Source organism: Anabaena sp. 90, assembly GCF_000312705.1.
Lineage (GTDB): Bacteria > Cyanobacteriota > Cyanobacteriia > Cyanobacteriales > Nostocaceae > Dolichospermum > Dolichospermum lemmermannii.
Window position 1 is genome coordinate 104,482 of the sequence record NC_019439.1, and the last position, 23,685, is coordinate 128,166.

The window sequence follows — 23,685 nt, forward strand, 5'->3', positions numbered from 1 at the left end:
CCCTATTTAATCACTTTGTTGGCCAGCTAATCATTGGATCTATAGCCAGTTTTTTTGATACTTCATAAGCACCATAGCGATTGAGGTGACTAGGATCTGAAAAGTAATCATTTGCTTTTGGCCATAGCTGACTTAAATCACGATATATAAATTGAGGATGATTGGTAAAGCTTAATAAATACTCTTGAAACTGTTGTTCATATTTTGTGCGTACAGGATCTAAATAATCTGAAGTAAGGGGCATATTGACAAAGACAAGGGATATCTTATTATTTTTGGTAAACTCTAACATAGAATGGAATGCCTGATCTTGTTTACCTGCTAATTGGAAAGATTTATAATCGTTGTCGTAATCTCCAGAAACTTTGGGGTGTTTTTGATAATATGTGCTGGGATTAAAGCGAATAGATAAAGGTAAGAATCCATCAAAATCAACTCCGGGGAGAGAAAAATTATTGTCTATTTCAGAATCATGGGTGAGATTAATTTTTGATTTAATCGGGGGATTTTGATAGCTAAAAGGTAGATATTGAAGTTGTTTTTGGAGAAGAATTTTAATTTGATCACGGTTTTTATAACTAGCAGATAAATTAGCTACAGACTGATTTAACGAATCGTTAGCGACTTGATAGATACTAATATCTTCTATCTTAGGTTTACTACTAATTTTTTCTTTTCCATCTTCTGCGTTATGAGGAACTTCATTATTTTTGACTGTTGTTTTGGCTTTTTGTAATATTTCCTTGTATCCTGGTGAGGTTTCAATTGCCTTGAAAGTAATATCTTCTCTGCCATTATTAAAGGCGCGAGAACCATCTGCCCATAAAATCACCTTTGGCAATTCTTCAGGTTTTAAAACCTGACGGATAAGAACATCAACAACTTGGGCTGTTGCTCCATTAATACCAAAGTTAAATATATCAATATTGCTATAATTTTGGGTGACTAAAGCTTTAGAAAGGGCAACAGGATCAACTCCTCTAAGGGCGCGAGAAGAACCAATAATCAACACATCTGGTGGGCGTTTTTTGGTGTTTAAACGATGTTTATAGAGGGCTAATTGTTCATCTAATTGCCTAGCATTAAAACTGGGCATTTGTGATCTAGCTGCTAATAAAATCGCTGTAGCTTTTTCTTTTAATGGTGCGGCTGGTAAATTTTCTGATTGAGAACCATTTTCATTGATAAATTCAGAAGCATTAAAAGCAGCTTGATTATTATTAGGTAATTCGGTTGTTCCTGATTGATTGAAAAATGATGTTTTCTGATTATTTGGTAATGGTAAAGATGCTTGGGCTTGTGAGGATAAGGGCGAAATAGTATTATTAGTAGCTTTTGGTGAATTCTTAATAGTATGGGCGACAACATAGCCTAACATGAAATCACTTTGTAATGCGAGAAGTAATCCTAATGCCAGCCAAATCATTCCACTTCTAATTCCTTGATTATCGGGATTTTCATCTATTTCTTGATTAGATGATGTAAATAGTTGACTGTTTAAAAGTAAATTTCTGATGATTTCATTGGTATTTGTTAACCAATTTTTTGTTTTTTCTTTGATAAAACTTTGTACTTTTGTATTTGTTAAATCGGGACGCAAAATTTCTTCACCGTTTTCACCGATTATCAGGGAATTTACATATTCTGATGTAGCAGCAAATTCTGGTGTTGCTTCGGGGACTAATCGAGAACGTTCTTCTAGATCAACTCCATGATGCCATACGGGTTCTTTATCACCAGCACGACGACCATAAACACGGACACCTGTAATACCATGAATTTTCAGTTGGCGGATAAATTGAGTTACTTTCCGAGAAACTTGATGGCGTGTGGGACAAACGGGAGCATCACACATGATGTGTAATAAATATTCTTTGCAAACTAGTAATACCCGAATACCACCTGTTTTCAATCGCCAATCTAGGTCAGGATTAAGCAACTGCTCTAGTAAAAAAATAATTGCTGGTTGATCACCTGTACGGGCAAGTTCCCAGGTAGATGTCACTAGAGCGGGATGCTGAGATGCTGGTAAAGATACCCAGTCTATCCAAATTGGTTTTTTATCCGCTGTTTTTTGTCCGTATATGGCGGCTGAGATAATAGCTTGAGGAGCAATATTTTCTAGCAGGGGGACAATGGACTGTAGCGCGGTTTCTTTATCTGGTGCAGGGGCGGTTTCTAAGGGGTCAAAAGCTGGAGTACAAAATATGTATAAGGTAGATTCTTTGAGAGAAGTTTGTAGTGCTATTTTGAAGCCTAATAATTCCTCTGTTAATATTTTAGCGATCGCTTGCACATCTCCCCACCGCGCCCATTCTTTTAACATCAGTTCTGGAGGTGTTAAATCTACTCTTACCCGCCAATCTGGCTCGGTTTCCCCGCGAACTTGGGCTACAATGATCCCATCCTGATAACCAACAAGCTGCAAATATCTGAGCTTTTGGGCTACCGTTTTTGCCAGTAATAATGGATCGGGGCTATAGCTAGACTGACAAAATACCCACAGACGATTAACGACTATCTGAAAGTTATTTTTCGCCGGAGAGGGTTGAATTTTTACCTGTATTGCTATCCCTAAATGGCTGAGATGTTCGCTCAAATAGCGAGCAATGGCATCGGCATCTCCCTGGCGTGCCAGACTCTCATTAGAGATAATTAACGAGCCACCGGGGTTTATAGGCGTTTCTGTTTGTGATAATAGTGACTGTTCTACCTGTTCTAAATGTTGCTCTAGTTGATTCAAGTACACCCGATGACACCATTCGGGGCGGTGTTCCCCTTTTTTTCGACCATAAATTAATATCTGGTATATTGACGGTTGTTCGTCATTGGTAAGGGTATCTATATCGGTTTGCTGTAGCGCTTGCAGTAACTCCGATAAGGTTTGCCAACGTTGTGGACATTCAACGCTTTCACAGAGAATATGTAGGTCATTACCTAGCAATCGGACTTTTACCCCAAAAGTATTTATACCTGTTGCTTGGCTTACCCATTGCACTAAGGAATTTTGACGATTATCAAGTAATACTGTTTTCATGGGCGGTGGAATTTAACAGCAAGGTTGTATTGGGGAATTTCGGCTGTACTTGTCAACTAGAATCATAGAATTATCACATTTTGCCGTTTTTTTTAACAATTTTGTTACCTTTGCAGCTTGCAAAATTGACAAAGATAGTCTTATATGAAGAGTTTAGAAATCAGGAGTATGGGTGCTGCGCCAAGGAGTCAATACCTTCTGCAAGGGATAAATAAAACATTACCAACATTATGCGGTGCTATCAGACACCAAAATAGTTTTAACCTTTTTCCCCGTTTCCTGCTATATTTTTCTACTGTTAACATTGATGTAATATACCGTAGCCCGCCTGGGAATAAATTCCCAGTCTCATAGCAAAAGTCATCTGAAGATGACTAAATAAACGTCTACTAATTACTGAAAATTACAATGTCATCCGTAAACCAACAGTCATTTTCTCAATCTGGATTAAATTGCATTGCATTCACTATTTCCCCTGCTTGTCTTTTACAAGTTGGTACAGTATCTATACTGATGCTACTCATGGCTCAAAAAGCTACTGGCGAGGCATTAATCGGACTAGGTGAAGCAAGTGAAGAATTATTACGAGGCGATCGCTTACCTGTTCTCAATTTCCCAGATGATCACAAATTAGACAAGGGTCAATTCCCAAGGAGAACACCCAATACCAGCCGCAACTAACATTACACCCTTAACAGAAAATCATTCTATTTTGCGTCCCGAAGTTTTAATCGGATTGGTCCGTTGTCCGTTGTCCGTTGTCCGTTGTCATTGGGTAGTTTTATTCTTCCTTCTGACTCCTGAACTCCTGAATTCCTGAATTCCTGAATTCCTGAATTCCTGAATTCCTGATAGCGAAGCGTGGCGTTAGCCATACTCCTCACTTTAAAAACTCTTTGGGATTTTTTGCTTCCCAACCGAGGGAACCGTTAGAACGCATTTCAAAATGAAGATGAGGTTGTGTGGAGGTTGGTTGTCCGGTAGTTCCCACTGCTCCCAAAATATCGCCTTTGTTGACTGTTTGACCGAGAGTAACTTTGATGCTGTCAAGTTGGGCGTAACGGCTTTGTAAGCCACCTGCGTGGTTAATAATGACTAACTTGCCATAACTACCTTGTTCCTTGGCAAAGACGATGATTCCAGGAGCGATCGCTGTCACAGGAGTATTTACTGGTGCTAACAAATCTACGCCACTATGAAAGAAAACATCTCCTGTAATCGGGTGAATTTGCCAACCATAAACTAATGCAACATCTGTACTACTTGGCAAGGGATAACCAGTAATGTTTCCAGCCGGGGTACTAGGTGCGGTAGCAATTGTCCCAGAAGTAGCAGCAGGAGCAGTAATTACCCCTGGAAGTATCGGTAAAAAGACAAATTTAGGGGTTTTCTGACAACCATTGATTTCAAATACTGTATCTGGACGGACTTTATACTTAGATGCGATTTGTCGCCAGTTTTGATTACGAGGAACTTCGACAACAATGCCATTGAAAGGGAGAATTTGCAGTTCTGTTCCTGGATTTACGACCCCATTCTTCACGGATGGATTAATCCCAATAATTGTTTCTGGTGCTAAATTATAGCGATTAGCTATAGTTGCTAAAGTTTCACCACGATTAACTTGATGACGTTGGATACGAGCTAAAGCGGGAATCGGGCAACTTCCTGGACTAGCATTAACGCTTTGTGATTGTGGCAGTATGGATAATAAACCCAAAGTGCTAAATAAGCTCAAAAAACATAGTGAACAATAGGAAAATTTCATGCAAATAAGTCCAGAAATCGCTAATTTTTAGATTTTAGTGGGGAATTGTTAAAGATAGGATAAAGTTTTTCCTCTATCTTTCTACTACCTATTTTGAGTAAATTCATGATGAAATCCCAGAAGTAGATATGATCCCCGAATATGCTGACAAATTTCTAATATTTATATGTCAAATGATCTGTTCACTGAACGTTTGCTTGACTACACTAAAGAGATAAGCTTCCATCTGTCCTTGAGCGCCATTATTCTTAATTATTATGAAGTTATCTTTGAAACAACTGGCTGTTTATCTAGGTTTGGTGGTAATTGGCTCTGGTGGTGGTGTCTTTGCTAGTCGTTATTTTTGGACACACAATCTTTCATTTCAACAGTTAAAAAATGTGGCGGTAACTTTACCTGCTGAATCTGTTGTTCCCCAACCTGTTAATGGCATACTCAATTCTCCTGGAGGTGATAATGTCAATTTTATCGCCACTGCTGTCAGCAAAGTTGGTCCTGCGGTTGTGCGGATTAATGCAATTCGGAAAATATCAAATCCGATGACTGAAGCTTTTAAAAATCCCTTGTTTCGGCATTTTTTCCAAGAGGATGAACGACTAATGCCCTCAGAAAAAATTGAGCGCGGGACAGGTTCAGGATTTATTCTGACCGAAGATGGTAAGTTACTAACTAATGCTCATGTAGTAGCAGACACAGATACAGTTCAAGTCACCCTCAAAGATGGGCGAACTTTTGAAGGGAAGGTCGTAGGAATTGATACGGTAACAGATATAGCCGCAGTCAAAATTTCTGCCGATAAGTTGCCGATAGTCAAGTTAGGTAATTCACAAAATTTGATTCCTGGACAATGGGCGATCGCAATTGGCAATCCTTTAGGTTTAGATAATACTGTCACTATTGGCATTATCAGTGCCACAGACAGAACTAGCGCCCAAGTAGGTGTTCCTGATAAGCGCGTGAGTTTTATCCAAACAGATGCAGCAATTAACCCTGGTAATTCTGGAGGACCACTTTTAAATGCTCAAGGACAAGTTATTGGTGTGAATACCGCTATCCGTGCTGATGCTCAAGGACTTGGTTTTGCTATCCCCATTGAAACCGCTTTCCGTGTAGCCAATGAACTATTTACCAAAGGAGAAGTTGCTCACCCATTTTTAGGAATTGAGATGATAGATATTTCCACAACTACAAAACAGCGACTGAAAGAGGAAGATCAACTAAACATTCAGCCAGATGTGGGAATTGTCATTAGAAAAGTTCTGGAAAAATCACCAGCGCAGACAGGAGGATTACTTCCTGGTGATGTGATTCAAAAGATTAACGGCAAACAAATAAAAATTTCTGCCCAAGTCCAGAAGATAGTTGAATCAAGTACCGTTGGGGACATTCTCGCAATAGAAGTCAACCGCAATGGTAAAACTCAAATCTTTAAAGTCCGTGCCGGAAATTATCCCCAATAGTAGGGAGCAGGGAGTGGGGGGAGTGGGGGAAGTGGGGGAAGCAGGGGAGGTAGGGGAGGTAGGGGAAGTAGGGGAGGTAGGGGAAGTAGGGGAGGTAGGGGAAGTAGCGGAAGTAGGGGAGGTAGGGGAAGTAGGGGGAGAATTGTTCTTTGTTCTTCCTGATCTTCTGACTCGGTGACTCCTGATTCCTATTGATTGGATAAATGTTCCAATTGCATCCTCTGTTCCATTTGGCGGAGAAAATAACCTGTCATCATTGCCGATGCTAGTATTCCCGCTAGATTGTCCCGGTCTGTTGTAATTTGGACATTGAAATGTTCTGTCGGTATCACTCCCACTAGTCCTTGGACATTCTGGGAAATGATTTGTTTAATTTCAGGGCTGACAGCTTGGGCGACACGGGCTAAAACTTCGGGGGATTGATGCTGTAAATATTTAAGTAATTGATTTGGGTTTTCCCCAAAGCGATCATTCAGAAGTTGATTAGGGTGTTGCTCAGAGTCGTCTTGTAAAAAGTCAGGATCAAACACCATTGGCGATTTATATTAGCGTAACTGCTAATTCTACTCTAAACCATATTCATAGAGTAGCGCATTTTCTACAGGGAAAAGGGAAAAGGAAACTTTCTAACAGGGAATAGTTTTTTAATTTTAACTTGTTTCCTCCTCTGCCTCCAATCCTGCCAACTCCAGTTCTAGTTGTTGTTCTTTCTCTGGAATTGCCAAAATTTGGGGCAGTTGTTCGATTTGAAAATACTGATGAAATTTTGGGGTTATTTGCAGAGCAAAGGAGCGAGAATCACTCTCTCGGCGTTTGCGAACAAAACCAGATTCTACTAATTCTTGAACGTGCTGATAAGCTCCTGAACCCCGTAAATTAATCAATTCGCTTTGTAATATGGGATTATGGAGGGCGATCGCTGCTAATGTCCGTAAAGCCCCCACACCAAATTCTACTGGTATTATAGCTTGCACTAAATCATGGAATTCCGAACGCAGTTGTAAACTATAACCATGTTCAGTTTCTACGACTTCTAAAGCTGTATCTCGACGGGAATAATTCTCAATTAGTTCGATAATTCCTTCTTCTGCTGTGAAGCGATCACACTTCGCATATTCAGCAATTTCACTTAGAGATAAGGGTTTACCCTTTAAATAAAGAATTGCTTCTATTTTGCCGACTATAGGTATATTCTTGGGCATTAATCAGTTGTTAGTTGTCAGTGGTCAGTTGTCAGTAGGGGCGAAGCATTTGGAAGATAAATTATCGATCATTGCCAAAAATAGTTCTCCAAATGCTTCGCCCGTACAGTGGTCAGTTGTTAGTAGGGGCGAAGCATTTGGAAGATAAATTATCGATTATTGCCAAAAATAGTTCTCCAAATGCTTCGCCCGTACAGTGGTCAGTTGTCAGTAGGGGCGAAGCATTTGGAAGATAAATTATCGATCATTGCCAAAAATAGTTCTCCAAATGCTTCGCCCGTACAGTGGTCAGTTGTTAGTAGGGGCGAAGCATTTGGAAGATAAATTATCGATCATTGCCAAAAATAGTTCTCCAAATGCTTCGCCCGTACAGTGGTCAGTGGTTGAAAATTTTTACCTATTTTATATAACTAAGTATAAATTCAGCGATCGCTAAATCTTGAGGAGTCGTAATTTTCAAATTAGTCTCTTCCCCAGGAACTATTCTCACTTCAATACCGCATTTTTCAAACAAAGCCGCATCATCAGTCACTTCCCAACCTTGACGGACACCTTCAGCATGGCACTGTTTTAACAATTTGACATCGAACCCTTGGGGGGTTTGAGCCGCCCAAAGCTGTTTACGCTCTGGTGTGCTTTTAATTATATTATTGTCGTCAACGACTTTAATTGTATCTTTAACAGGTACAGCCGCAATTAAACCAGAACAATGCAAAATTGCCTCAGAACAAGCATTAAATAACTCTGGTGTTGCCAAACAACGAGCGCCATCATGAATTAAAACTTGTCCTGCATTAGTTGGCAATGCCTGTAAACCATTATAAACTGACTCTTGACGGGTAGAACCACCAGGAATAAATACTATTGTTTTTTTCAGCTTTAAGTCAGCGATAATAGACTTGAAGTCATCCCAATCTGGAGGTTGAGAAACAATTCCGATCCAACTAATAGAACTTGCAGCTTCTGCGGCTAACAAAGTCCAAGCAATCAAGGGTTTTGAACGTACCTGTAATAAAAGTTTATTACGATCAGCACCCATTCTTTTGCCACTTCCGGCTGCGGGAATTAGTAAATGCACAACTTTTCCTTAATCTTTAATTAAATAAATTCAAAATACCCATCGTTGAAAATAACTTCATCAGCAAAATTAAAGGACTCCTTGACTCCTAATTCTCAATACCTATATTCTCCTAAAATATAAAACAATAACCGTTAATAAATATTATGCGTGTAGTAGCCCTGGTCCCTGGTTCAATTGATAACCAAATTCTTTTTTTTGCCACTCTTGATGATCTGAAGCGTTATTATCCCGACGCGCAGATAGATGTGATTGTAGAACCCCAGTCAAAGGCCGCTTACCGAGTCAGCAAGTCAGTTCATGATGTATTAACCTTTGATTACAAAGATCGTAATAGTTTAGCTGATTGGGGTAACTTAGTTGGTATGATCCGTGATCGTGAGTATGATGTCGCTATTATTGTCGGACAAAGTTGGTGGGTAGGTTTGTTAATGTGGTTGACGGGAATTCCCACACGCATTGGCTACCAAGGACAAGGTGCGGTTTTTCTCACTAACCCTATTCCGCCCAATTTATCCGAGTATGTGGCAAAAATGTACCATAATTTACTCAAACCTTTGAAAATTAATACTCCTTGTCCAGCATTATCAGTAAATGTGCCTAAAGTAGATATTGAATGGGCGCAAGCAGAACAAAAACGCTTAGGAGTGAATGAAACAGGTTTTATTCTCATCAATGCTGGTGAAGGTAGCCTAGATACAACTTATCCCGTAGAAAATTGGCAACAAATTATTGCAGCTTGTCAACAAAAACAGCCAGATTTACCTGTTGTTGTCATTAAAGAAGCAAATAATGAGCCTTTAGTCAGATCGCTTTTAGAACATTGTCACAATATTAAAGTTACTTCTCCCGATGATATTGGTAAGTTAACTGCCATAATTGCCGGTGCTAGTTTAATGGTATCTGTAGAAAATAGCTTCTTGCAATTAAGTATAGCAGTAGAAACATATACAATTACTTTGTTAGATTCTATAGATTCAGAAAAATTATTACCTATAAGCGAGAAAGTATTAGCTATTACTTCATCAACTGGGAAAATAGCAGATATCTTACCCCAAATAGTGTTAGAAAAAATTTGGGGAGGCTGAGTATTAATTTTAGATTTTGGATTTTAGATTGAAAAAAAATATCCAATCTAAAATCATAAATTCCATTGTTCACGAATTAGTTTTTTCAATCATTTCAAAGAAAGCATCATCTAATTCATAACCCAGAATTTGCGCTAAAGATTTGAGTCGAGATGGACTAGCAATATCTTGTTTGTGCAACCAATCACTTAAAATAAAGATTTTGTGCATCAGAAATATTTCTAAAGCTTCGGGGTTATACTGGATACCTTCTTTAGAACTAAACTGATGAGGTACTAACATAGCTGCATACCGAGCTAGTTCTCCTGCTTTCCAGTCTAGTAAAAATGGCAACCAAGGATACTTGGCATCAAGACGCACAAACCACAGTCTGACTTCGGGAATTTCCGATAGTTCCCGTGGATCATTTGCTTCCCGCTCAAACTGAATTTCCAGACGCAGTTGCTGTTCATGGGTAGAAATGCTTCCCTGTTGCAGCAATGGTTCAATCACCGTTAAGGCAGGTGACACATCTAAACTATAAATAGAGTTGTTGTTGAGGGTGATTGTGATTGTCATGAACTGATAGCTACTTACTCAACAGTGTTGAGAATCTACAGTAGCAGCTTTTTTACCTCTTTAGGTAGACATTTAGCCGAATTTTAAGATAAAGTTGTTATGAGTTTGTTTTAGATTAAGAAAATGATCAGTTAGCAAACAGCCAAAATTTTCCTCGAATTTTGCCTAAGCAAGTTCTATCATGAGGATATTTTGAATTGATTTATCCCCAATTCCTAGAATTTACAACCTGAAATATGTACAAGCAAGGGATTTATCCTAAACCTATTTGTTCTTTACAAGATGCTTTGGATAGGTGTCAAATGTTAGGGATGCGTATCAGTCGTCAACGGCGCTTTGTTTTGGAATTGCTTTGGCAAGCGAAGGAACACCTTTCTGCTAGGGAGATTTATGATCGACTGAATCAAGAAGGTAAGGAAATTGGCCATACTTCGGTATATCAAAATCTAGAAGCTTTATCTAGCCAAAATATTATAGAGTGTATTGAACATGGGGAAGGGCGATTATATGGCAATAATAGTAATTCCCATAGTCATGTTAACTGTATAGATACAAATCAAATTTTAGATGTGCATATAGAATTACCTGAAGATTTGTTACGTCAAGTGGAAGCACAAACAGGGATGAAGATTTCTGAATATACTATTAACTTTTATGGTTATCGTGACAAAGTAAGTGATTAGGAATTAAAAATTTAAACTAGCCTAAAAAATCAGGAATCAACTTTCTTGTAAAAATGAGCGATCGCCTTGTACAATTTTTATTAATTGACCCAGATCCAATTTTCCGTTTAGGACTCAAGATAACACTGGAAGCTATTCCTAATTTACAAGTAGTAGCAGATGTTGCTACAGATACTGCCGCTTTACAGGTTTTAGCGGAAATACTAACTGGAAATTCTCGGCAAATTAAATTAATTATTTTAGAATTAGATAATGAGCAAATAGGGTTAAAATTCTGTAAACAACTCAAAGCTTTATATCCCCATATACCTATATTACTTTTAAGTTCAAAATCTCAACCAGAAATGCTCATTGCTGCCAAAGAAATCGGGATAAATGGCTATTGTCCTAAAGGGATATCAATTTCTCAATTAGTCCCCATTATTCAAGAAGTAGCTAATGGTGGTGATTACTGGTTTGCAGATTCAGTAATTGTTAATTCTCCCTTCCCATTTGCTAAGTTGCGAAATAACTTACAAAATTCGGGAATTAATAACATTGATCAAGCCCTTGATAAAGTTACAGAACAATTAAAATTGCCGGGAATAACTCTATTAAATAAAGCAATTTTAGCAGGACAACGACGCGAACTTTTAGCGGCTCGGTGGGTTGTTAATCACTTATTGACAGCAGAGAAGGAAAGACAAAGACTATCACAAGAAAACCAATTACCGTCCTTAGATATTTTTCCCAATCAGACTATTATTAAATCAGATCTACGACCATTTATAAACGTACCACCGATAGTTAGTTCTCAACAACTGCAATCTGAATTATTGACTTTAGGTTTAAATAAACTCAAATTTCCTTTAGATAATCTTACTAATACACCTTTAGAAATTGATATTCTTCGAGAAAATAAAAAGCGAGAGTTACTTTATATTATTCTTCAGCAATTTTTTAAGCAGTTGGAAGAAATCCGGGCTTTTAATTTTGATAAGAATCAGCTATTTAATTTACAAAGCCAGATTTTACTGGACTTATGGCAATTTACTATTACGGAGTTTTTTGGAAATTATTCCCGAATTATTTTAGATAAACAAGAAATAAATTTGGTTAAATTTTTATTAGATAAAACCACAGATTCGCAAACAGAAATTATCAATAAAGTTCCATTTCTATTTGAGTTATTGACTTATGTACTATTATTAACAGATTTATGTATTGATAACGTTTCTTATCCAGCAGGAACGCAAGAATCTCAATCTCAAGCATTATCAATTTTAGAAAATTTATTGATTCACATAGCTAATGCTGTAATTCAACCATTACTAAATAATTTAGCAGACGAGGAAAGTATTAAACAAAATTTTTATCATTGGCACATGATTTCCACCAGAGAAATTGAGAAATTTAGAAATAACTTATCTTGGAAATATCAATTACATCAATATATAACTGAAGCGCAAACAATTTTTGAAAGTCGCTATGAATTATTTATTTTTGCCCCTCGGGGAATTTCTAAAATATCAATTTATGCTCCTCGAAATCAAGAATTAGCTCAACTTTCTGGAATTCCTTTAGGGGTAACATTAATACTAGAATTTCGGGATGCTATTTCTCCCCGCATACAATCATTAGTAGGCTTTTTAGGAACTGGAATTGTTTTTGTTCTCACTCAAGTAATTGGCCGAGGTTTAGGTTTAGTTGGGAGGGGAATTTTACAGGGAATTGGTAGTGTTTCTTTAACGGAAAAGGGACAACGGAAGAATAAGTAATTGGTAATTGGTAATTGGTAATTGGTAATTGGTAATTGGTAATTGGTCATTGGTAATTGGTCATTGGTAATTGGTAATTGGTAATTGGTCATTGGTAATTGGTAATTGGTAATTGGTCATTGGTAATTGGATTAAAAGCCTTTTCATTAATTACGAATAATATACATCGGGAAGTGCTGTACTATAAATTCCAATCACGACGATAATTGAAAAAACCTAATAACAACTCTTGTAAAGCACGGTTTTTATTAATTCTGTGTCTATTCCATTCTCTCGCTGTTTCCATGATAATTTCGGAATAACTGGGATAAATAGGTGATAATTTTGCTAAATGCTGAATTTTAATATTTTGTGATATTGCTAAACTAATTAAATTAATTAATTCTCCTGCTGCTATTCCTAAAATAGAACATCCTAGAATTTTTCCATTTTCCAAAACTACTAATTTACAAATACCTGTAATTTCTCCTTGTATTTGTGGGGCTGTAGCTGTTTTGAAATATTGCTTAAAAACTAAAATTTGCTTTTGAGAATATCGGTTTCGCGCTTGTTTTTCTGTTAAACCAACTTGTGCCACTTTAGGTTGAGAATATATTCCCCAAGGAACAGATTCATAATTAACTTTTAGTCTGGGAAAAAATAAAGCATTTTCTATGGCAATATTAGCTTCATAATTACCAATATTCTGAATATCATAACCACCTAATATATCACCACAGGCATAAATTCGCTGGTTGGTAGTTTGTAATTTTTCATTGACAACCAAGCGGTGTTGATGCAATTTTACTCCTACGGCTGGTAAATTCAGATATTCTAGGTTTGGTTGCTGTCCAATTCCAATAAAAATTTCGTCGGTTTCAATGGCTTGATTTCCGGCTTGTACCCATTTTTTATTGTCTATATGTCGGATTTGGGTGACTTGGGTTTGTGTTAAAACCCGCACACCATCAACTTCTAATTGTGCTGTTAATAATTGGGCTATTTCTAAATCAAGATTAGGCAGAATTTGAGAATTTTTAACTATTAATGTAACTTGACAACCGAATCTGGCTAAAAATTGAGCAATTTCTATACCTTGAGGAACACCACCAATAATTACCCAATTTTCGGGTAATGTTGTTGTTTCTAAAGATTGCCAAATATTAGCTAAAGTCAGATATTTAATAGTATCTAATCCTGAAATATTGGGAATTAAGGGACGAGAACCATTAGCGAGTAAATAGGTGCGACTATATAACTGTCTTTCATTAACTGTAAAACTTAATTGAGGAGAAGATTGAAATTGACCATTACCAACAATAATATCAACACCTTGGGCAGCTAAGTTAGAAAGAGAATTTATTTGATTCAGATTTTTAGCAACGGCATTTGCATAAAACAATCCTTTTTTTAAATTTAAAAATTCTGGATTTAAGTGAATATTTTTGTCAAAAATTCCTAGATTTGCTAAATTATAAGATTGCTGAGTAATTTGACTAATTTCACTAAGTATGTATTGATAACTTGAATTATAGTGATCAGAAAAATCCGCGCTCACAATCAAAGCAACTTTAGCGTGTAACTGAGTGGCACTTAAAGCAGCTTTGTATGCAGCAATACTGCCACCAATAATAACGATATCGTAATCAATATTGGGCATGGGGCATGGGGCATTGGGCATTGGGCATTGGGCATTGGGCAGTTGTTCGTTGTTCGTTGTTCGTTGTTCGTTGTTCGTTGTCACCCATTAAGTTTTATTCTTCCTTCTTCCTTCTTCCTCCTGATAGCGAAGCGTGGCGTTAGCCATACTCCTGACTCCTGACTCCTGACTCCTGACTCCTTCTTATAAGTGCTGTTAATAGGCGTTGGTTATCAGACTGGGTACGGACTGCGACGCGAAAAAAGCGATCGCCTAATTCCTTAAAGCTTAAACAATCACGAATTAAAATCTGGTGTTGCTGAAGTAGTTGCTGTTGTAGCTGGGAAGTAGATTGTTGAGATTCTACCAATAAGTAGTTAACAGTGCCTTCGAGCGGGGTTAAACCGGGAATTGAAGCTACACCTTGAAATAGTTGGTTTCTCGCCTCTGGTAGCCATTTCCAGGTGAGATTTTGGAATTCTGTATCTTGGAGGGCGGCGATCGCTGCGGCTGCTGCTAAAGTATTTACAGGCCAAGGATCTCGCCATAATTTCCATTTTGCCAAACGGTCGGGGTGAGCGATCGCATATCCTAATCTTAGCCCTGGTAAACTGTAAAATTTGGTGAGCGATCGTAAAATCACCAAATTCTCGTATTCCTGCACCAACCCAATTAAACTTTGTTCAGCTTCCGGTGGCAAAAAATCCATAAACGCTTCATCTATCACCACCAAAGCAAACTTTTCCAAATACGGTAAAACAGACTCCCGTGAAAATAACTTTCCCGTGGGATTATGAGGATTATTCAGCAGTAACCCAAAATCTGAAGTCTCAAGTCCGAAATCTGGCAATAGAGAAATATTCCCCTGACCTATGCCTAAATCCACAGGAAACTCCAGAACTTTAGCGTTATTAGCCGCAAGAGTGCGGTAATAGTCACCAAACGCTGGAGTTAGTAACACTGTTGCTGCTAATTGTCCCAATTCTCTACCCACCAGAGTTAATAATTCTGCTGAACCATTACCTGGCAAAATCCACTCAGTAGGTATTTGATGAAAATGACTCAGAGCAAGTCTCAATTCACCATACTCTGGGTCAGGATAATTCCTCAGATTGCCCAGTTGGGACACAATTGCAGCAATAACGCTGTTTGGTGGTCCCAACGGGCTGATACTGGCGGAAAAATCCACAATAGCATCAGGGGAACAGCCAGCCAGTGCTGCTGCCCAAGCTAAATTTCCCCCGTGTGCTTGTTGTGGCATCAAAAATATCTTTCCTCTAGAAGAACTTACTCTTTTGGCTCTTTTGGGGGTGCTACTCTTTCTCTAAACAGTTTCCCAGCGGAGAAAGCGGGAACTCTGGTAGCGGGAATGTCCATTTTTTCGTTGGTTTTGGGGTTGCGCCCTTCACGGGCTTTGCGTTCCCGTGATTCAAAAGAACCAAATCCTACCAATGTTACCTTATCACCGGAAGAAACCGCTTCCACAATGGTTTCGATGGCAGCACTCAAAACAGCATCAGCCTGTTTCTTGGTAACACTAGCCTTTTCTGCTACCGCATCAACTAATTCGCCCTTGTTCATATCAAACTCCTAAAGTTTTGCTAGAGATTATTTCAAGATGCACCATGACTGCATCTTTACGTAAATTTCCGTTTGTAGAAATACAAAAATCGTTCCTTGAGAGTATTTACACTCAAAATCGCTACAAATACGATTGATTCGACTTTTCAATGAATCATTCTAAAGCGTTGTCGCCCTAAGTGGATAGATGAAACTATTAATTTATATAGATTTCAGGATTTTTTTTGTTTTTTTACCTCTTTACTGTATTCAAAGTACCCTATTTTTAGGAATGAATACTTAGTGGTCAGTGGTCAGTAGGGGCGAAGCATTTGGAAGATAAATTATCGGTCATTGCCGAAAATAGTTCTCCAAATGCTTCGCCCGTACAGTCAGCATTTGGAAGATAAATTATCGGTCATTGCCGAAAATAGTTCTCCAAATGCTTCGCCCGTACAGTCAGCATTTGGAAGATAAATTATCGGTCATTGCCAAAAATAGTTCTCCAAATGCTTCGCCCGTACAGTAAGCATTTGGAAGATAAATTATCGGTCATTGCCAAAAATAGTTCTCCAAATGCTTCGCCCGTACAGTAAGCATTTGGAAGATAAATTATCGGTCATTGCCAAAAATAGTTCTCCAAATGCTTCGCCCGTACAGTCAGCATTTGGAAGATAAATTATCGGTCATTGCCAAAAATAGTTCTCCAAATGCTTCGCCCGTACAGTCAGCATTTGGAAGATAAATTATCGCTCATTGCCAAAAATAGTTCTCCAAATGCTTCGCCCGTACAGTCAGCATTTGGAAGATAAATTATCGCTCATTGCCAAAAATAGTTCTCCAAATGCTTCGCCCGTACAGTCAGCATTTGGAAGATAAATTATCGCTCATTCCCAAAAATAGTTCTCCAAATGCTTCCCCCGTACAGTGGTCAGTGGTCAGTTGTCAATTTTCCCCTGCTCCCTGCCCCCTGCTCTCTGCGTGTATTGATGACTTGATGACTTTGCCTCTGGCTTTAAGGACTCTGCGAAGTCGGTCAGCACTCAAGTAAACTTGTCGCTCAGATGCTAGTTTTTTGGCTAGTTGTTTAGAGTTGTAAGTTTGGGGTTCTTCAATTAGGCAGTTTTCTAGATACTCTAAATCATGTTCTGAATAACGGGGTTTTCCTCCTCGACCTGGAGCATCCCATAATCCTGCTAAACTCATCTTTTCCCAACGGTGTAAGGTTTGACGGACTGTAGAAACTGCCCAGTTTAAACCTTGAGCAATTTCCTCGTTTTTTAATCCCCTAGCGTTCAACAGTAGAACTTGAGCGCGATCTTTTGTTCGTTGAGGAGCGTCTTTAGACCTTCTTAACTCTTCTAGCGTTAACTTTTCTTGATCAGTTAAAACAACTCTCAGTCGGCATCCCATAGGACTGTTATTTTGATTAATGTATTTGGTATCTGACGTGGGTTTCCAGATGGATATTTTTAATTACAGTACATAGTAACAAATGATTTGTATGTATTATCAAAAATCTATTGGCTTCAGTGTAGCCCTATAACAGTTACTTTAATAGTCAAAAATAATTTCATGACTAAGTATTGTGACGCTATACAACAATACCTTTACCACATTGAAAAAATCCTTAATTCGTAGGTTGGATTGATGTTAATTTTTGGTTGAAGCGAAAAAAAAGGTTTGGTCATATTACCAAACCTCCATAATTGCTGTGCTTAACAACGTACATAATTAATTTAGTGCTAATCTAGCCACATAGCATCTTCCTATAGAATGTGTACAAATTCCTCTAAATGTGATATATCATGGCAATAACACATATTGACATCATAAATAGGAATTCATAAAATTTTACCAACTACTTTAAATACGAAAAAGACCTGGGGGTTAGCCAAGCCTTTATATATACCAGGTGTTTACCATATATAGCTACTTTAAACCTTATATTATTCCTATTCATCTTCCTATAAGGTGTGTACAAATTTCTCTAAATGTGATATTGCCGATGTCTATCTTGGTTTTTTACCTTGCTTTTTATTGCAAGAATTACTAAAAATTTAAGAGGGTAGGCCGAAAGACCTACCCTACAGCTATTCTTTCAAAACTGTCTTGGATGCCATTCTTGTCTTTTTGCGGTCAGCTTCCGATAGTTCTTCACCTGCTTGTAAGCGAGTTGCTGAAACTTGTAACACGGTGGCTGCACAGGTATCACCGATTTGTAAGGCGGTATTAGCAGCAGTTTGTAACATTGTAGCAGCACCAAGGCGATCGCCTAATTCTAATTTTGCCTCAGCCAATTGAGTTTGCCGATATTTAGCCAAAAGCAGAATCGAGTTTAGCACCTGGGAATTGAGAGCAGGTTCATAAGTCTTGGTGAAATTAGCATATATTGGCACTAAAGGAGAAAGTAAACCCTCCTTATTCAACGATGGGTCATCATAGCGAATTTGGATATGGCCAATGACTTGTTTCCCTTCTGGTAATTGTCCCAGATAAATATTCGCTAAAACTACTCGTTCGGTATCTTTCATCAAGTCCCCTAACCGCGCCATTAAAGTCCCATTAGCATCGGTTTCTACTGGTAATTCAATGGTATCTGGGGCAACTTGGGCAACGGGTTTGAGTTCCGCCAGACGCACAGCAGGGACTAAAGATAGAAGTAAATGGGCATTTGTTAATCCCACCGACTGTACCCGCCGAAATAGGCGCGCAAATTGAGTTACAGCTTGTTCTGGGTTCTCGATATAAGCCAGAGTCCCACCCCCAGCATCAGCAATCTTTTCCAATAAATCTGGATTCCAGTCATCACCAAAACCCAGGGTGTTAATTGTCAGGTTGAGTTTGGCGGCTTTTTTAGCAAGTTGCAAACAACGTTTATTGTCATTTGGTCCAATTTGCCATTTCCAAATCTGTAACCCGTTATCCCCATGACCATCTGTCAGTAAGAAGGCTTGGGAAACTGCGCCTTTTGTGCCTTTGAGTAGTTCTGTAATCCCCAAGGATAAACCTTCGGCGATGACAGTCCCGCCAGCAGCCTTTAGCTTGGCTCTTAACTGGGTTTTGATGCTTTCAATATCTTGAACGATTTGGTTGGGGATAATGACTCCAGACGTGCCAGCAAAACCGATAATGGAAATCCTGTCACCAACTTTTAATTGATCCAATAATTGCTCAACTGCTTGAATGACGATATTCATGGGTTCACCGGACATAGAACCACTTTGATCGAGAATCAAGCAGAGATTCAAGGGTAAACTTTGTTCAAGTTGAGAAGGCATAGCGGAAATGGAAATTGAGAGTTGTCGTTGATTGCTTTGTTGGGCAGCATCAACGTTAGTATCATTTAGAGCCGATGTTAGTTGAACTTTCATTGGGGGGAAGCATCTTGCAAAACAGTTTTTGAGACAATTCTGGTTTTTTTGCGATCGCTTTCTGATAACTGTTCCCCAGCTTGTAAGCGGGTGGCGGAAACTTGCAATACCGTTGCAGCACTAGCATCTCCCATTTGCAGCGCAGTTTTTGCCGCAGTTTGTAACATCGTTGCTGCACCAGCCCGATCACCCTGCTGTAATTTCGTTTCGGCTAACTGGGTTTGGCGATATTTGGCTAAAGCTAAAACCGACTGTTGTACCTGGGGATTTGGTGCTGGTTGGTATTCCCTGGTGACATGAGCATAAATTGGTAGATTGGGGGAGTGTAGCCCGATTTGGTTATGGGCGGGGTCATCGTAGCGGACTTGAACATTAGCGATCGCCTGTTTACCTTCTGGCAACTGTCCTACATAAATATTAACTAAAACTACCCGTTTCTCGTCTTTCATTAAATCGCCCAGTCTCACTACTAACCGTCCATCGCTTTCGGGTTGTACTGGTAACTCAATGGTATCTGGGGAAACTTGAGCAATGGGTTTGAGTTGAGCTAATCGGACATTAGGCGTTAAGGATAATAATAGTTGAGCATTAGTCAATCCCACTGTTTGCATTCGACTAAATAAGCGACCAAATTCCGATACAGCCTGATCTGGGTGTTGAATATAAGACAACGTACCCATACCAGCATCAGCGATTTTTTCTAAAACCTTATCATTCCAATTGTCACCAAATCCCAATGTATTTAGAGTCAAATTATAGTTGGCGGCTAATTGGGCAAATTTCAAACAGCGATCGTTATCACCATGTTCATTTTCCCCATCAGTCAGTAAAAATGCTTGGGAAACAGTATCATGTTTACCCTTGGCTAATTCCTCAATTCCCAACCGTAAACCCTCATCAATGGCAGTTCCCCCATCAGCGGTGAGTTGTTTAATTTGCTTTTTAATCTGTTGACGATCTGTAATTAACTGATTGGGGACTAAAACCTTGGCACGGTGATCAAAAACAACTACACTGAGACGATCTTCAGGAGTCAAACGATCTACTAACAAACAAGCGGCATTTTTCACAGTTTCCAGGGATTTCCCTTGCATTGAACCGCTATGATCGAGAATTAAGCATAAGTTCAAGGGTACAGTCCGATCTATTGTTTCACCACCAGCAGAAACGGAAACTACTAATTGACGTTGAGTGCTAGTTTGATTTGCATCTATACCAGCATCATTGAGCGCTAGTTGTAAATTAACTTTCATAATTTCAATTTCCTATCTAGTTTAGACAGATACAATTTTACAGATAACTTCAAACCGCATCCTCTATACTACGGAAAATAAGTTAATTTAGAGGCTGAGAGGATGTTTGAAAAGTATCAAAATTTATTTAGATCCCCCCAACCCCCTTAAAAAAGGGGGCTAAATTTCTTAAAGTCCCCCTTATTAAGGGGGATTTAGGGGGATCTACAGGTGTTATATACCACACAAAAAAGTTTTCAAACACCCTCTGAGAATCACTGGAATAAAAGCCTTAACTTTCCCTAAAACAGAAATTGAAATATGAACAAATAAACATGAAAATTGATAGAATTTAATTATTCAAAAAGTAATTTTTCAGGGTTTCTGCTAAAGTAAAAGGAGATTCTTTAGGAAAGAAGTTTAATTTAATTCCTGTTTCTTCAGATGCTTTTAAACGAGCTTTTTCATAACAATCTGCAAATATTTCTATAAGTAGAGATTGCAAACTAGGACTATCTTCTAATAATAATTCAATACAAATACGTTGCTCTGTAATCGTACTGCGCCAGCTTTCACTACGTTTTTCAGGTTGATATTGCCATTTTAGTAAGTGCATTAATAGCACAATTAAACGGCTCTTTAACTCCCGTTTTTCACTTTTTCCCATGCTTTCAATTTCTTCTATCAGATTTGCTAAATCAATTTCTGCAAATTTCCCTGCTTTTAATTGTTTAGATATTGTTTCTATCCACAGATAAAAATCTTGGTCGTAAAGATTATCATTGGTAATGACTGTTGGTTGATGTGTTGTCATAATGATTTCTAACCTCCTGCAATAATCCTATCAGTAAATCATTCTATTGTTTCTCTTTCTTCATAATTCACCTTGATGCTAAAAATATCATTCCCCGGCAGAACCAGGGAACGAGGATAATAATGGTTTTTGTTGTTAGGAAATATTCGCCATATATTTAACTAAATCATCTATTTGCGAAAAATCTAATAATTCTTCGGCTAAATCTTCCAGTTGAGTTAGTCCCAAATTAGGAAGTTGCTGTTCTATTTTGGCTGGAATATTCCCAAAGCGGCGTTTTAACTGACGGAGAATCAATTCTAGTGCTTCTCTTCTTTTGCCTTTTTGCTCACCTTTTTGCAGAATATCCTGATAAACCCAAGATTCTTCCATAATGTCCTCCTGAAACAGTTAGTTATTTTTTTCCTTGAATCTTGTAATTGTTATTTACCAGATTCTTACATATATACTGATCCTTGGGTTGATGATTTAGAAAACAATTGGATATCACCCCCCTAACTCCCCATAAAAATCTTCATCTAATAACTGTTCGATAGTAAAAGGAAAATCAAGAGGATATTCGGTTTCCTCTGGTTTTCTGATTCCCAATTTAGCATTTTTACTTTCTTTAATTGCCAATTTACGAGCATCAGCATAAGCAATAAAAATAACCTCATGGAGATAATTTTTAAAAGAAGGATTTTCTTCCAAATCTTTTTTAACTCGAAAACGATGTTCAGTAACAGAACTGTACCAACTTCCTTTCATTATTTCGGGAGCATCAGCTTGAACAGTCAATTTGAGTAAGTGAGTAATTAAGATGGTTAAATTACTCAAAAATGAGCGTTTTTCTGATTTTCCCATATCTTCTAATTCTAATAGTAGATGTTCCCAATCAATATCATTAAAATCTTGTTGTTTGATTTTTTTAATGATAGTTTCTCGCCAAACATTAAAATCTCGTTCATAGAGTTGATTGTTCATAATCCTCCTGCAAAAGTTAACTCTTATTTTAATTTAGTTAGGACTTACGCACAAGTTACGGAATAAACGAACCACAGAGGCACAGAGAACACAGAGAAATAAGAGTTTGATAGGTTTTTTGCGTAAGTCCTATTAGTTTAAAAATATTTACCCGGATTATAAAAAGCCAAATTTAATAAAATTTAACCAAAACTGGGAATAATACCCACAAATAAGTGTAAAATCTAATAGATAATCTCTTGCGGATGCGATTATGTCACCAAACTACGGCGGTCAAAATCTCCGAGGACGCTCTTTTAAAGGTCAAAACCTGACAGGTGCTAATTTTAGTAAAGCTGATATTAGAGGGGCAAATTTTACCAATGCTATCCTTAAAGATGCTGATTTTAGTGGCGCTAAGGCTGGACTACAGAAGTTTTAAATACTGTTGATCTAATTTTCCAAAATGGTATTGACTGGAAGGCTTTTGTTAATGCTTTTGATCAAGTTCAAAATCAAAATAGAGATACAGAATTAGCTATTCAGAGTATTGAAAATAAAGGTGATAGTGTGGTAGTTGTTAAGAGGATGTTTGAAAAGTTTTTAATGTATAAATAAACCCCTCTCCAAACCTCTCCCCGACGCGGGGAGAGGCTTTGAAACCCCCATTCCCTTGTAGGGAAGGGGGGAAGGGGGGTTAGGTTTCTGGAGATTATCGGTTTCATCTAATACTTTTCAAACAACCTCTAAAGTTGCCGTTCCTGATAATGCTGATAAAGAAAAGATTCACCGCGATTTTACTCAAAATTATCAATTAGCATTAGCAGCAGTTGAAGAAAAATATAAAGCACAATTACAAGCTAAAGATAATGAAATAGTTATTTATCGCCAACAAAGTGCAGAGATGACAGAAATTGTTAAACTATTAGCTAAGAAACCTATCAATGTTCAAGTTGACAACAAAGTGGAGAATAAAAACATGACTAACGATTCTAGCCGTAAAGTTGAAATTGGCAGTATCGGCGGAGATTTTAACGCCAGTGGACAAGCCTTAAATTTAGGTGAAATCAGTGGTACAGTCACAAATACTATTAATGAATTACCGTCTGCACCTGAACCCGATAAACCAGGAATTAAAGAATTATTAACACAATTAAAAACAGCAATTGAAACTGATAGTAATTTAACAGCAAAAGAAAAAGAAAAGGCTTTAAAACAAGTTAAATCTTTAGCAGAAGCCGCACAAAATCCTCAAGAAAAACAAGATTTAGCAGATACAGCAATTACAATGTTAAAAGGAACAATTGCTCATTTACCAACTGCGGCAAAATTGGTTGAAGAATGCGGTAAATTGTTGCCGATAATTTCTGGTTTTCTAGGTTTAGGTTAAAATGTATTTTCTAACCGCCCTGTTCTGAAAATATCGTTAAAATGGGAGGTAGAACCTCCCGGAAAGCATTCCCAGTCGGAGACTGGGAACGAGGGAATAAATGGAGATTAATTAAGAGGTATGA

At 38.0% G+C, this 23,685-nt stretch carries 25 protein-coding genes and 3 pseudogenes; 13 read left to right on the plus strand and 15 right to left on the minus strand.

Features of this window, described 5'->3' with window-relative positions; all coding sequences use genetic code 11:
* Positions 1 to 10: 10 nt before the first annotated feature.
* A complete protein-coding gene (locus ANA_RS19315; RefSeq protein WP_015083107.1) occupies positions 11 to 3,037 on the minus strand; it encodes a DUF1574 family protein in 3,027 nt (1,008 codons plus the stop codon).
* Positions 3,038 to 3,445: 408 nt separating this feature from the next.
* On the opposite strand from ANA_RS19315, the gene ANA_RS19320 reads away from it, so the two are divergent.
* Positions 3,446 to 3,718: a hypothetical protein gene (locus tag ANA_RS19320; protein ID WP_015083108.1), complete on the plus strand. Its 273-nt coding sequence runs from the start codon at positions 3,446 to 3,448 to the stop codon at positions 3,716 to 3,718.
* 199 nt (positions 3,719 to 3,917) lie between these two features.
* Here the strand turns inward: ANA_RS19320 and ANA_RS19325 are convergent, their stop codons facing one another.
* Positions 3,918 to 4,805: a LysM peptidoglycan-binding domain-containing M23 family metallopeptidase gene (locus ANA_RS19325; protein WP_015083109.1), complete on the minus strand. Its 888-nt coding sequence runs from the start codon at positions 4,803 to 4,805 to the stop codon at positions 3,918 to 3,920.
* Between the two features lie 257 nt (positions 4,806 to 5,062).
* On the opposite strand from ANA_RS19325, the gene ANA_RS19330 reads away from it, so the two are divergent.
* Both ANA_RS19330 and ANA_RS19335 read left to right on the plus strand, forming a co-directional pair.
* Positions 5,063 to 6,265, plus strand: a complete 1,203-nt coding sequence (locus ANA_RS19330) for an HhoA/HhoB/HtrA family serine endopeptidase (RefSeq protein WP_015083110.1) — start codon at positions 5,063 to 5,065, stop codon at positions 6,263 to 6,265.
* Complete coding sequence (locus ANA_RS19335; protein WP_041458566.1) at positions 6,243 to 6,443, plus strand: hypothetical protein; 201 nt, start codon at positions 6,243 to 6,245, stop codon at positions 6,441 to 6,443. The genes ANA_RS19330 and ANA_RS19335 overlap by 23 nt, the downstream gene beginning before the upstream one ends.
* A 10-nt stretch (positions 6,444 to 6,453) precedes the next feature.
* Here the strand turns inward: ANA_RS19335 and ANA_RS19340 are convergent, their stop codons facing one another.
* Together ANA_RS19340 and scpB are read right to left on the minus strand one after the other, a co-directional pair.
* Complete coding sequence (locus ANA_RS19340) at positions 6,454 to 6,798, minus strand: DUF760 domain-containing protein (protein WP_041458567.1); 345 nt, start codon at positions 6,796 to 6,798, stop codon at positions 6,454 to 6,456.
* Positions 6,799 to 6,915: 117 nt separating this feature from the next.
* On the minus strand, positions 6,916 to 7,467 hold the full coding sequence (scpB, locus tag ANA_RS19345; RefSeq protein ID WP_015083111.1) for an SMC-Scp complex subunit ScpB: 552 nt from the start codon (positions 7,465 to 7,467) through the stop codon (positions 6,916 to 6,918).
* Between scpB and ANA_RS27860 the strand changes: the two genes are divergently transcribed.
* Genes ANA_RS27860 through ANA_RS26200 form a run of 4 tightly spaced genes read left to right on the plus strand, consistent with a single transcriptional unit; the run spans position 7,460 to position 7,903 of the window.
* Positions 7,460 to 7,615, plus strand: a complete 156-nt coding sequence (locus ANA_RS27860) for a hypothetical protein (RefSeq protein ID WP_235082109.1) — start codon at positions 7,460 to 7,462, stop codon at positions 7,613 to 7,615. The genes scpB and ANA_RS27860 overlap by 8 nt on opposite strands.
* Positions 7,560 to 7,703 (plus strand): hypothetical protein, encoded by a 144-nt coding sequence (locus tag ANA_RS27865; RefSeq protein WP_235082110.1) that lies wholly within the window; start codon positions 7,560 to 7,562, stop codon positions 7,701 to 7,703. The genes ANA_RS27860 and ANA_RS27865 overlap by 56 nt, the downstream gene beginning before the upstream one ends.
* Entirely contained in the window at positions 7,648 to 7,791 is a 144-nt protein-coding gene (locus ANA_RS27870) for a hypothetical protein (protein ID WP_235082111.1), read from the plus strand. The genes ANA_RS27865 and ANA_RS27870 overlap by 56 nt, the downstream gene beginning before the upstream one ends.
* Positions 7,736 to 7,903, plus strand: coding sequence for a hypothetical protein (locus ANA_RS26200; protein ID WP_235082113.1), 168 nt, complete (start codon positions 7,736 to 7,738; stop codon positions 7,901 to 7,903). Before ANA_RS27870 ends, ANA_RS26200 begins: the two co-directional genes overlap by 56 nt.
* On the opposite strand, the gene ispD is transcribed toward ANA_RS26200, so the two are convergent.
* Positions 7,865 to 8,545 carry a 2-C-methyl-D-erythritol 4-phosphate cytidylyltransferase gene (gene ispD / locus ANA_RS19350; protein ID WP_015083112.1) on the minus strand — a complete coding sequence of 227 codons (681 nt, stop codon included), beginning with the start codon at positions 8,543 to 8,545 and terminating at the stop codon, positions 7,865 to 7,867. The two genes, ANA_RS26200 and ispD, sit on opposite strands and share 39 nt — an antisense overlap.
* A gap of 146 nt (positions 8,546 to 8,691) precedes the next feature.
* Between ispD and ANA_RS19355 the strand changes: the two genes are divergently transcribed.
* Positions 8,692 to 9,633, plus strand: a complete 942-nt coding sequence (locus tag ANA_RS19355; protein WP_015083113.1) for a glycosyltransferase family 9 protein — start codon at positions 8,692 to 8,694, stop codon at positions 9,631 to 9,633.
* Positions 9,634 to 9,702: 69 nt separating this feature from the next.
* Here the strand turns inward: ANA_RS19355 and ANA_RS19360 are convergent, their stop codons facing one another.
* Positions 9,703 to 10,191 (minus strand): CRR6 family NdhI maturation factor, encoded by a 489-nt coding sequence (locus ANA_RS19360; RefSeq protein ID WP_015083114.1) that lies wholly within the window; start codon positions 10,189 to 10,191, stop codon positions 9,703 to 9,705.
* A gap of 236 nt (positions 10,192 to 10,427) precedes the next feature.
* On the opposite strand from ANA_RS19360, the gene ANA_RS19365 reads away from it, so the two are divergent.
* Together ANA_RS19365 and ANA_RS19370 are read left to right on the plus strand one after the other, a co-directional pair.
* Positions 10,428 to 10,874 carry a Fur family transcriptional regulator gene (locus ANA_RS19365; protein ID WP_015083115.1) on the plus strand — a complete coding sequence of 149 codons (447 nt, stop codon included), beginning with the start codon at positions 10,428 to 10,430 and terminating at the stop codon, positions 10,872 to 10,874.
* Positions 10,875 to 10,927: 53 nt separating this feature from the next.
* Positions 10,928 to 12,631, plus strand: a complete 1,704-nt coding sequence (locus ANA_RS19370; RefSeq protein ID WP_015083116.1) for a DUF3685 domain-containing protein — start codon at positions 10,928 to 10,930, stop codon at positions 12,629 to 12,631.
* Positions 12,632 to 12,812: 181 nt separating this feature from the next.
* On the opposite strand, the gene ANA_RS19375 is transcribed toward ANA_RS19370, so the two are convergent.
* The 3 genes from ANA_RS19375 to ANA_RS19385 all read right to left on the minus strand — a co-directional run bounded on the left by ANA_RS19375 (position 12,813) and on the right by ANA_RS19385 (position 15,830).
* Positions 12,813 to 14,270: a dihydrolipoyl dehydrogenase family protein gene (locus tag ANA_RS19375; RefSeq protein WP_015083117.1), complete on the minus strand. Its 1,458-nt coding sequence runs from the start codon at positions 14,268 to 14,270 to the stop codon at positions 12,813 to 12,815.
* 139 nt (positions 14,271 to 14,409) lie between these two features.
* Positions 14,410 to 15,510, minus strand: a complete 1,101-nt coding sequence (gene cobD / locus ANA_RS19380) for a threonine-phosphate decarboxylase CobD (RefSeq protein ID WP_015083118.1) — start codon at positions 15,508 to 15,510, stop codon at positions 14,410 to 14,412.
* Between the two features lie 26 nt (positions 15,511 to 15,536).
* Positions 15,537 to 15,830: an HU family DNA-binding protein gene (locus ANA_RS19385; RefSeq protein WP_015083119.1), complete on the minus strand. Its 294-nt coding sequence runs from the start codon at positions 15,828 to 15,830 to the stop codon at positions 15,537 to 15,539.
* An 823-nt stretch (positions 15,831 to 16,653) separates the two neighbouring features.
* On the opposite strand from ANA_RS19385, the gene ANA_RS27875 reads away from it, so the two are divergent.
* A complete protein-coding gene (locus tag ANA_RS27875) occupies positions 16,654 to 16,860 on the plus strand; it encodes a hypothetical protein (protein WP_235082115.1) in 207 nt (68 codons plus the stop codon).
* 26 nt (positions 16,861 to 16,886) lie between these two features.
* Here ANA_RS27875 and ANA_RS28610 read toward each other — a convergent pair.
* The 6 genes and pseudogenes from ANA_RS28610 to ANA_RS19415 form a co-directional block, all read right to left on the minus strand.
* Positions 16,887 to 17,222 (minus strand): annotated as a pseudogene (locus ANA_RS28610) (transposase); the annotation flags it as partial.
* Between the two features lie 680 nt (positions 17,223 to 17,902).
* Positions 17,903 to 19,183, minus strand: coding sequence for a vWA domain-containing protein (locus tag ANA_RS19395; RefSeq protein ID WP_015083121.1), 1,281 nt, complete (start codon positions 19,181 to 19,183; stop codon positions 17,903 to 17,905).
* Positions 19,180 to 20,436 (minus strand): vWA domain-containing protein, encoded by a 1,257-nt coding sequence (locus ANA_RS19400; RefSeq protein WP_015083122.1) that lies wholly within the window; start codon positions 20,434 to 20,436, stop codon positions 19,180 to 19,182. Before ANA_RS19400 ends, ANA_RS19395 begins: the two co-directional genes overlap by 4 nt.
* A gap of 331 nt (positions 20,437 to 20,767) precedes the next feature.
* On the minus strand, positions 20,768 to 21,229 hold the full coding sequence (locus ANA_RS19405; protein WP_015083123.1) for a DUF29 domain-containing protein: 462 nt from the start codon (positions 21,227 to 21,229) through the stop codon (positions 20,768 to 20,770).
* A gap of 135 nt (positions 21,230 to 21,364) precedes the next feature.
* Complete coding sequence (locus ANA_RS19410; protein ID WP_015083124.1) at positions 21,365 to 21,601, minus strand: DUF4351 domain-containing protein; 237 nt, start codon at positions 21,599 to 21,601, stop codon at positions 21,365 to 21,367.
* A gap of 114 nt (positions 21,602 to 21,715) precedes the next feature.
* On the minus strand, positions 21,716 to 22,192 hold the full coding sequence (locus tag ANA_RS19415; RefSeq protein WP_015083125.1) for a DUF29 domain-containing protein: 477 nt from the start codon (positions 22,190 to 22,192) through the stop codon (positions 21,716 to 21,718).
* 262 nt (positions 22,193 to 22,454) lie between these two features.
* On the opposite strand from ANA_RS19415, the pseudogene ANA_RS28615 reads away from it, so the two are divergent.
* Both ANA_RS28615 and ANA_RS27880 read left to right on the plus strand, forming a co-directional pair.
* Positions 22,455 to 22,753: pseudogene (locus ANA_RS28615) on the plus strand (pentapeptide repeat-containing protein); the annotation flags it as partial.
* Positions 22,754 to 22,919: 166 nt separating this feature from the next.
* Positions 22,920 to 23,561: pseudogene (locus ANA_RS27880) on the plus strand (hypothetical protein); the annotation flags it as partial.
* Positions 23,562 to 23,685 lie beyond the last annotated feature (124 nt).

Excerpts from the sequence above, each read along its gene's own strand:
- ANA_RS19355 (WP_015083113.1), top strand. The coding sequence starts at position 8,692 with ATGCGTGTAGTAGCCCTGGTCCCTGGTTCAATTGATAACCAAATTCTT.
- ANA_RS19330 (WP_015083110.1), top strand. The coding sequence starts at position 5,063 with ATGAAGTTATCTTTGAAACAACTGGCTGTTTATCTAGGTTTGGTGGTA.
- ANA_RS19400 (WP_015083122.1), bottom strand. The coding sequence starts at position 20,436 with ATGAAAGTTAATTTACAACTAGCGCTCAATGATGCTGGTATAGATGCA.
- ANA_RS19410 (WP_015083124.1), bottom strand. The coding sequence starts at position 21,601 with ATGGAAGAATCTTGGGTTTATCAGGATATTCTGCAAAAAGGTGAGCAA.
- ANA_RS19385 (WP_015083119.1), bottom strand. The coding sequence starts at position 15,830 with ATGAACAAGGGCGAATTAGTTGATGCGGTAGCAGAAAAGGCTAGTGTT.
- ANA_RS19415 (WP_015083125.1), bottom strand. The coding sequence starts at position 22,192 with ATGAACAATCAACTCTATGAACGAGATTTTAATGTTTGGCGAGAAACT.
- ANA_RS19340 (WP_041458567.1), bottom strand. The coding sequence starts at position 6,798 with ATGGTGTTTGATCCTGACTTTTTACAAGACGACTCTGAGCAACACCCT.
- ANA_RS19320 (WP_015083108.1), top strand. The coding sequence starts at position 3,446 with ATGTCATCCGTAAACCAACAGTCATTTTCTCAATCTGGATTAAATTGC.
- ANA_RS19375 (WP_015083117.1), bottom strand. The coding sequence starts at position 14,270 with ATGCCCAATATTGATTACGATATCGTTATTATTGGTGGCAGTATTGCT.
- cobD (WP_015083118.1), bottom strand. The coding sequence starts at position 15,510 with ATGCCACAACAAGCACACGGGGGAAATTTAGCTTGGGCAGCAGCACTG.
- ANA_RS19370 (WP_015083116.1), top strand. The coding sequence starts at position 10,928 with ATGAGCGATCGCCTTGTACAATTTTTATTAATTGACCCAGATCCAATT.
- scpB (WP_015083111.1), bottom strand. The coding sequence starts at position 7,467 with ATGCCCAAGAATATACCTATAGTCGGCAAAATAGAAGCAATTCTTTAT.
- ANA_RS19395 (WP_015083121.1), bottom strand. The coding sequence starts at position 19,183 with ATGAAAGTTCAACTAACATCGGCTCTAAATGATACTAACGTTGATGCT.
- ANA_RS19360 (WP_015083114.1), bottom strand. The coding sequence starts at position 10,191 with ATGACAATCACAATCACCCTCAACAACAACTCTATTTATAGTTTAGAT.
- ANA_RS27875 (WP_235082115.1), top strand. The coding sequence starts at position 16,654 with ATGCTTCGCCCGTACAGTCAGCATTTGGAAGATAAATTATCGCTCATT.
- ANA_RS19405 (WP_015083123.1), bottom strand. The coding sequence starts at position 21,229 with ATGACAACACATCAACCAACAGTCATTACCAATGATAATCTTTACGAC.
- ANA_RS19365 (WP_015083115.1), top strand. The coding sequence starts at position 10,428 with ATGTACAAGCAAGGGATTTATCCTAAACCTATTTGTTCTTTACAAGAT.
- ANA_RS19325 (WP_015083109.1), bottom strand. The coding sequence starts at position 4,805 with ATGAAATTTTCCTATTGTTCACTATGTTTTTTGAGCTTATTTAGCACT.
- ANA_RS19315 (WP_015083107.1), bottom strand. The coding sequence starts at position 3,037 with ATGAAAACAGTATTACTTGATAATCGTCAAAATTCCTTAGTGCAATGG.
- ANA_RS27870 (WP_235082111.1), top strand. The coding sequence starts at position 7,648 with ATGCTTCGCCCGTACAGTGGTCAGTTGTCAGTAGGGGCGAAGCATTTG.
- ANA_RS27865 (WP_235082110.1), top strand. The coding sequence starts at position 7,560 with ATGCTTCGCCCGTACAGTGGTCAGTTGTTAGTAGGGGCGAAGCATTTG.
- ANA_RS26200 (WP_235082113.1), top strand. The coding sequence starts at position 7,736 with ATGCTTCGCCCGTACAGTGGTCAGTTGTTAGTAGGGGCGAAGCATTTG.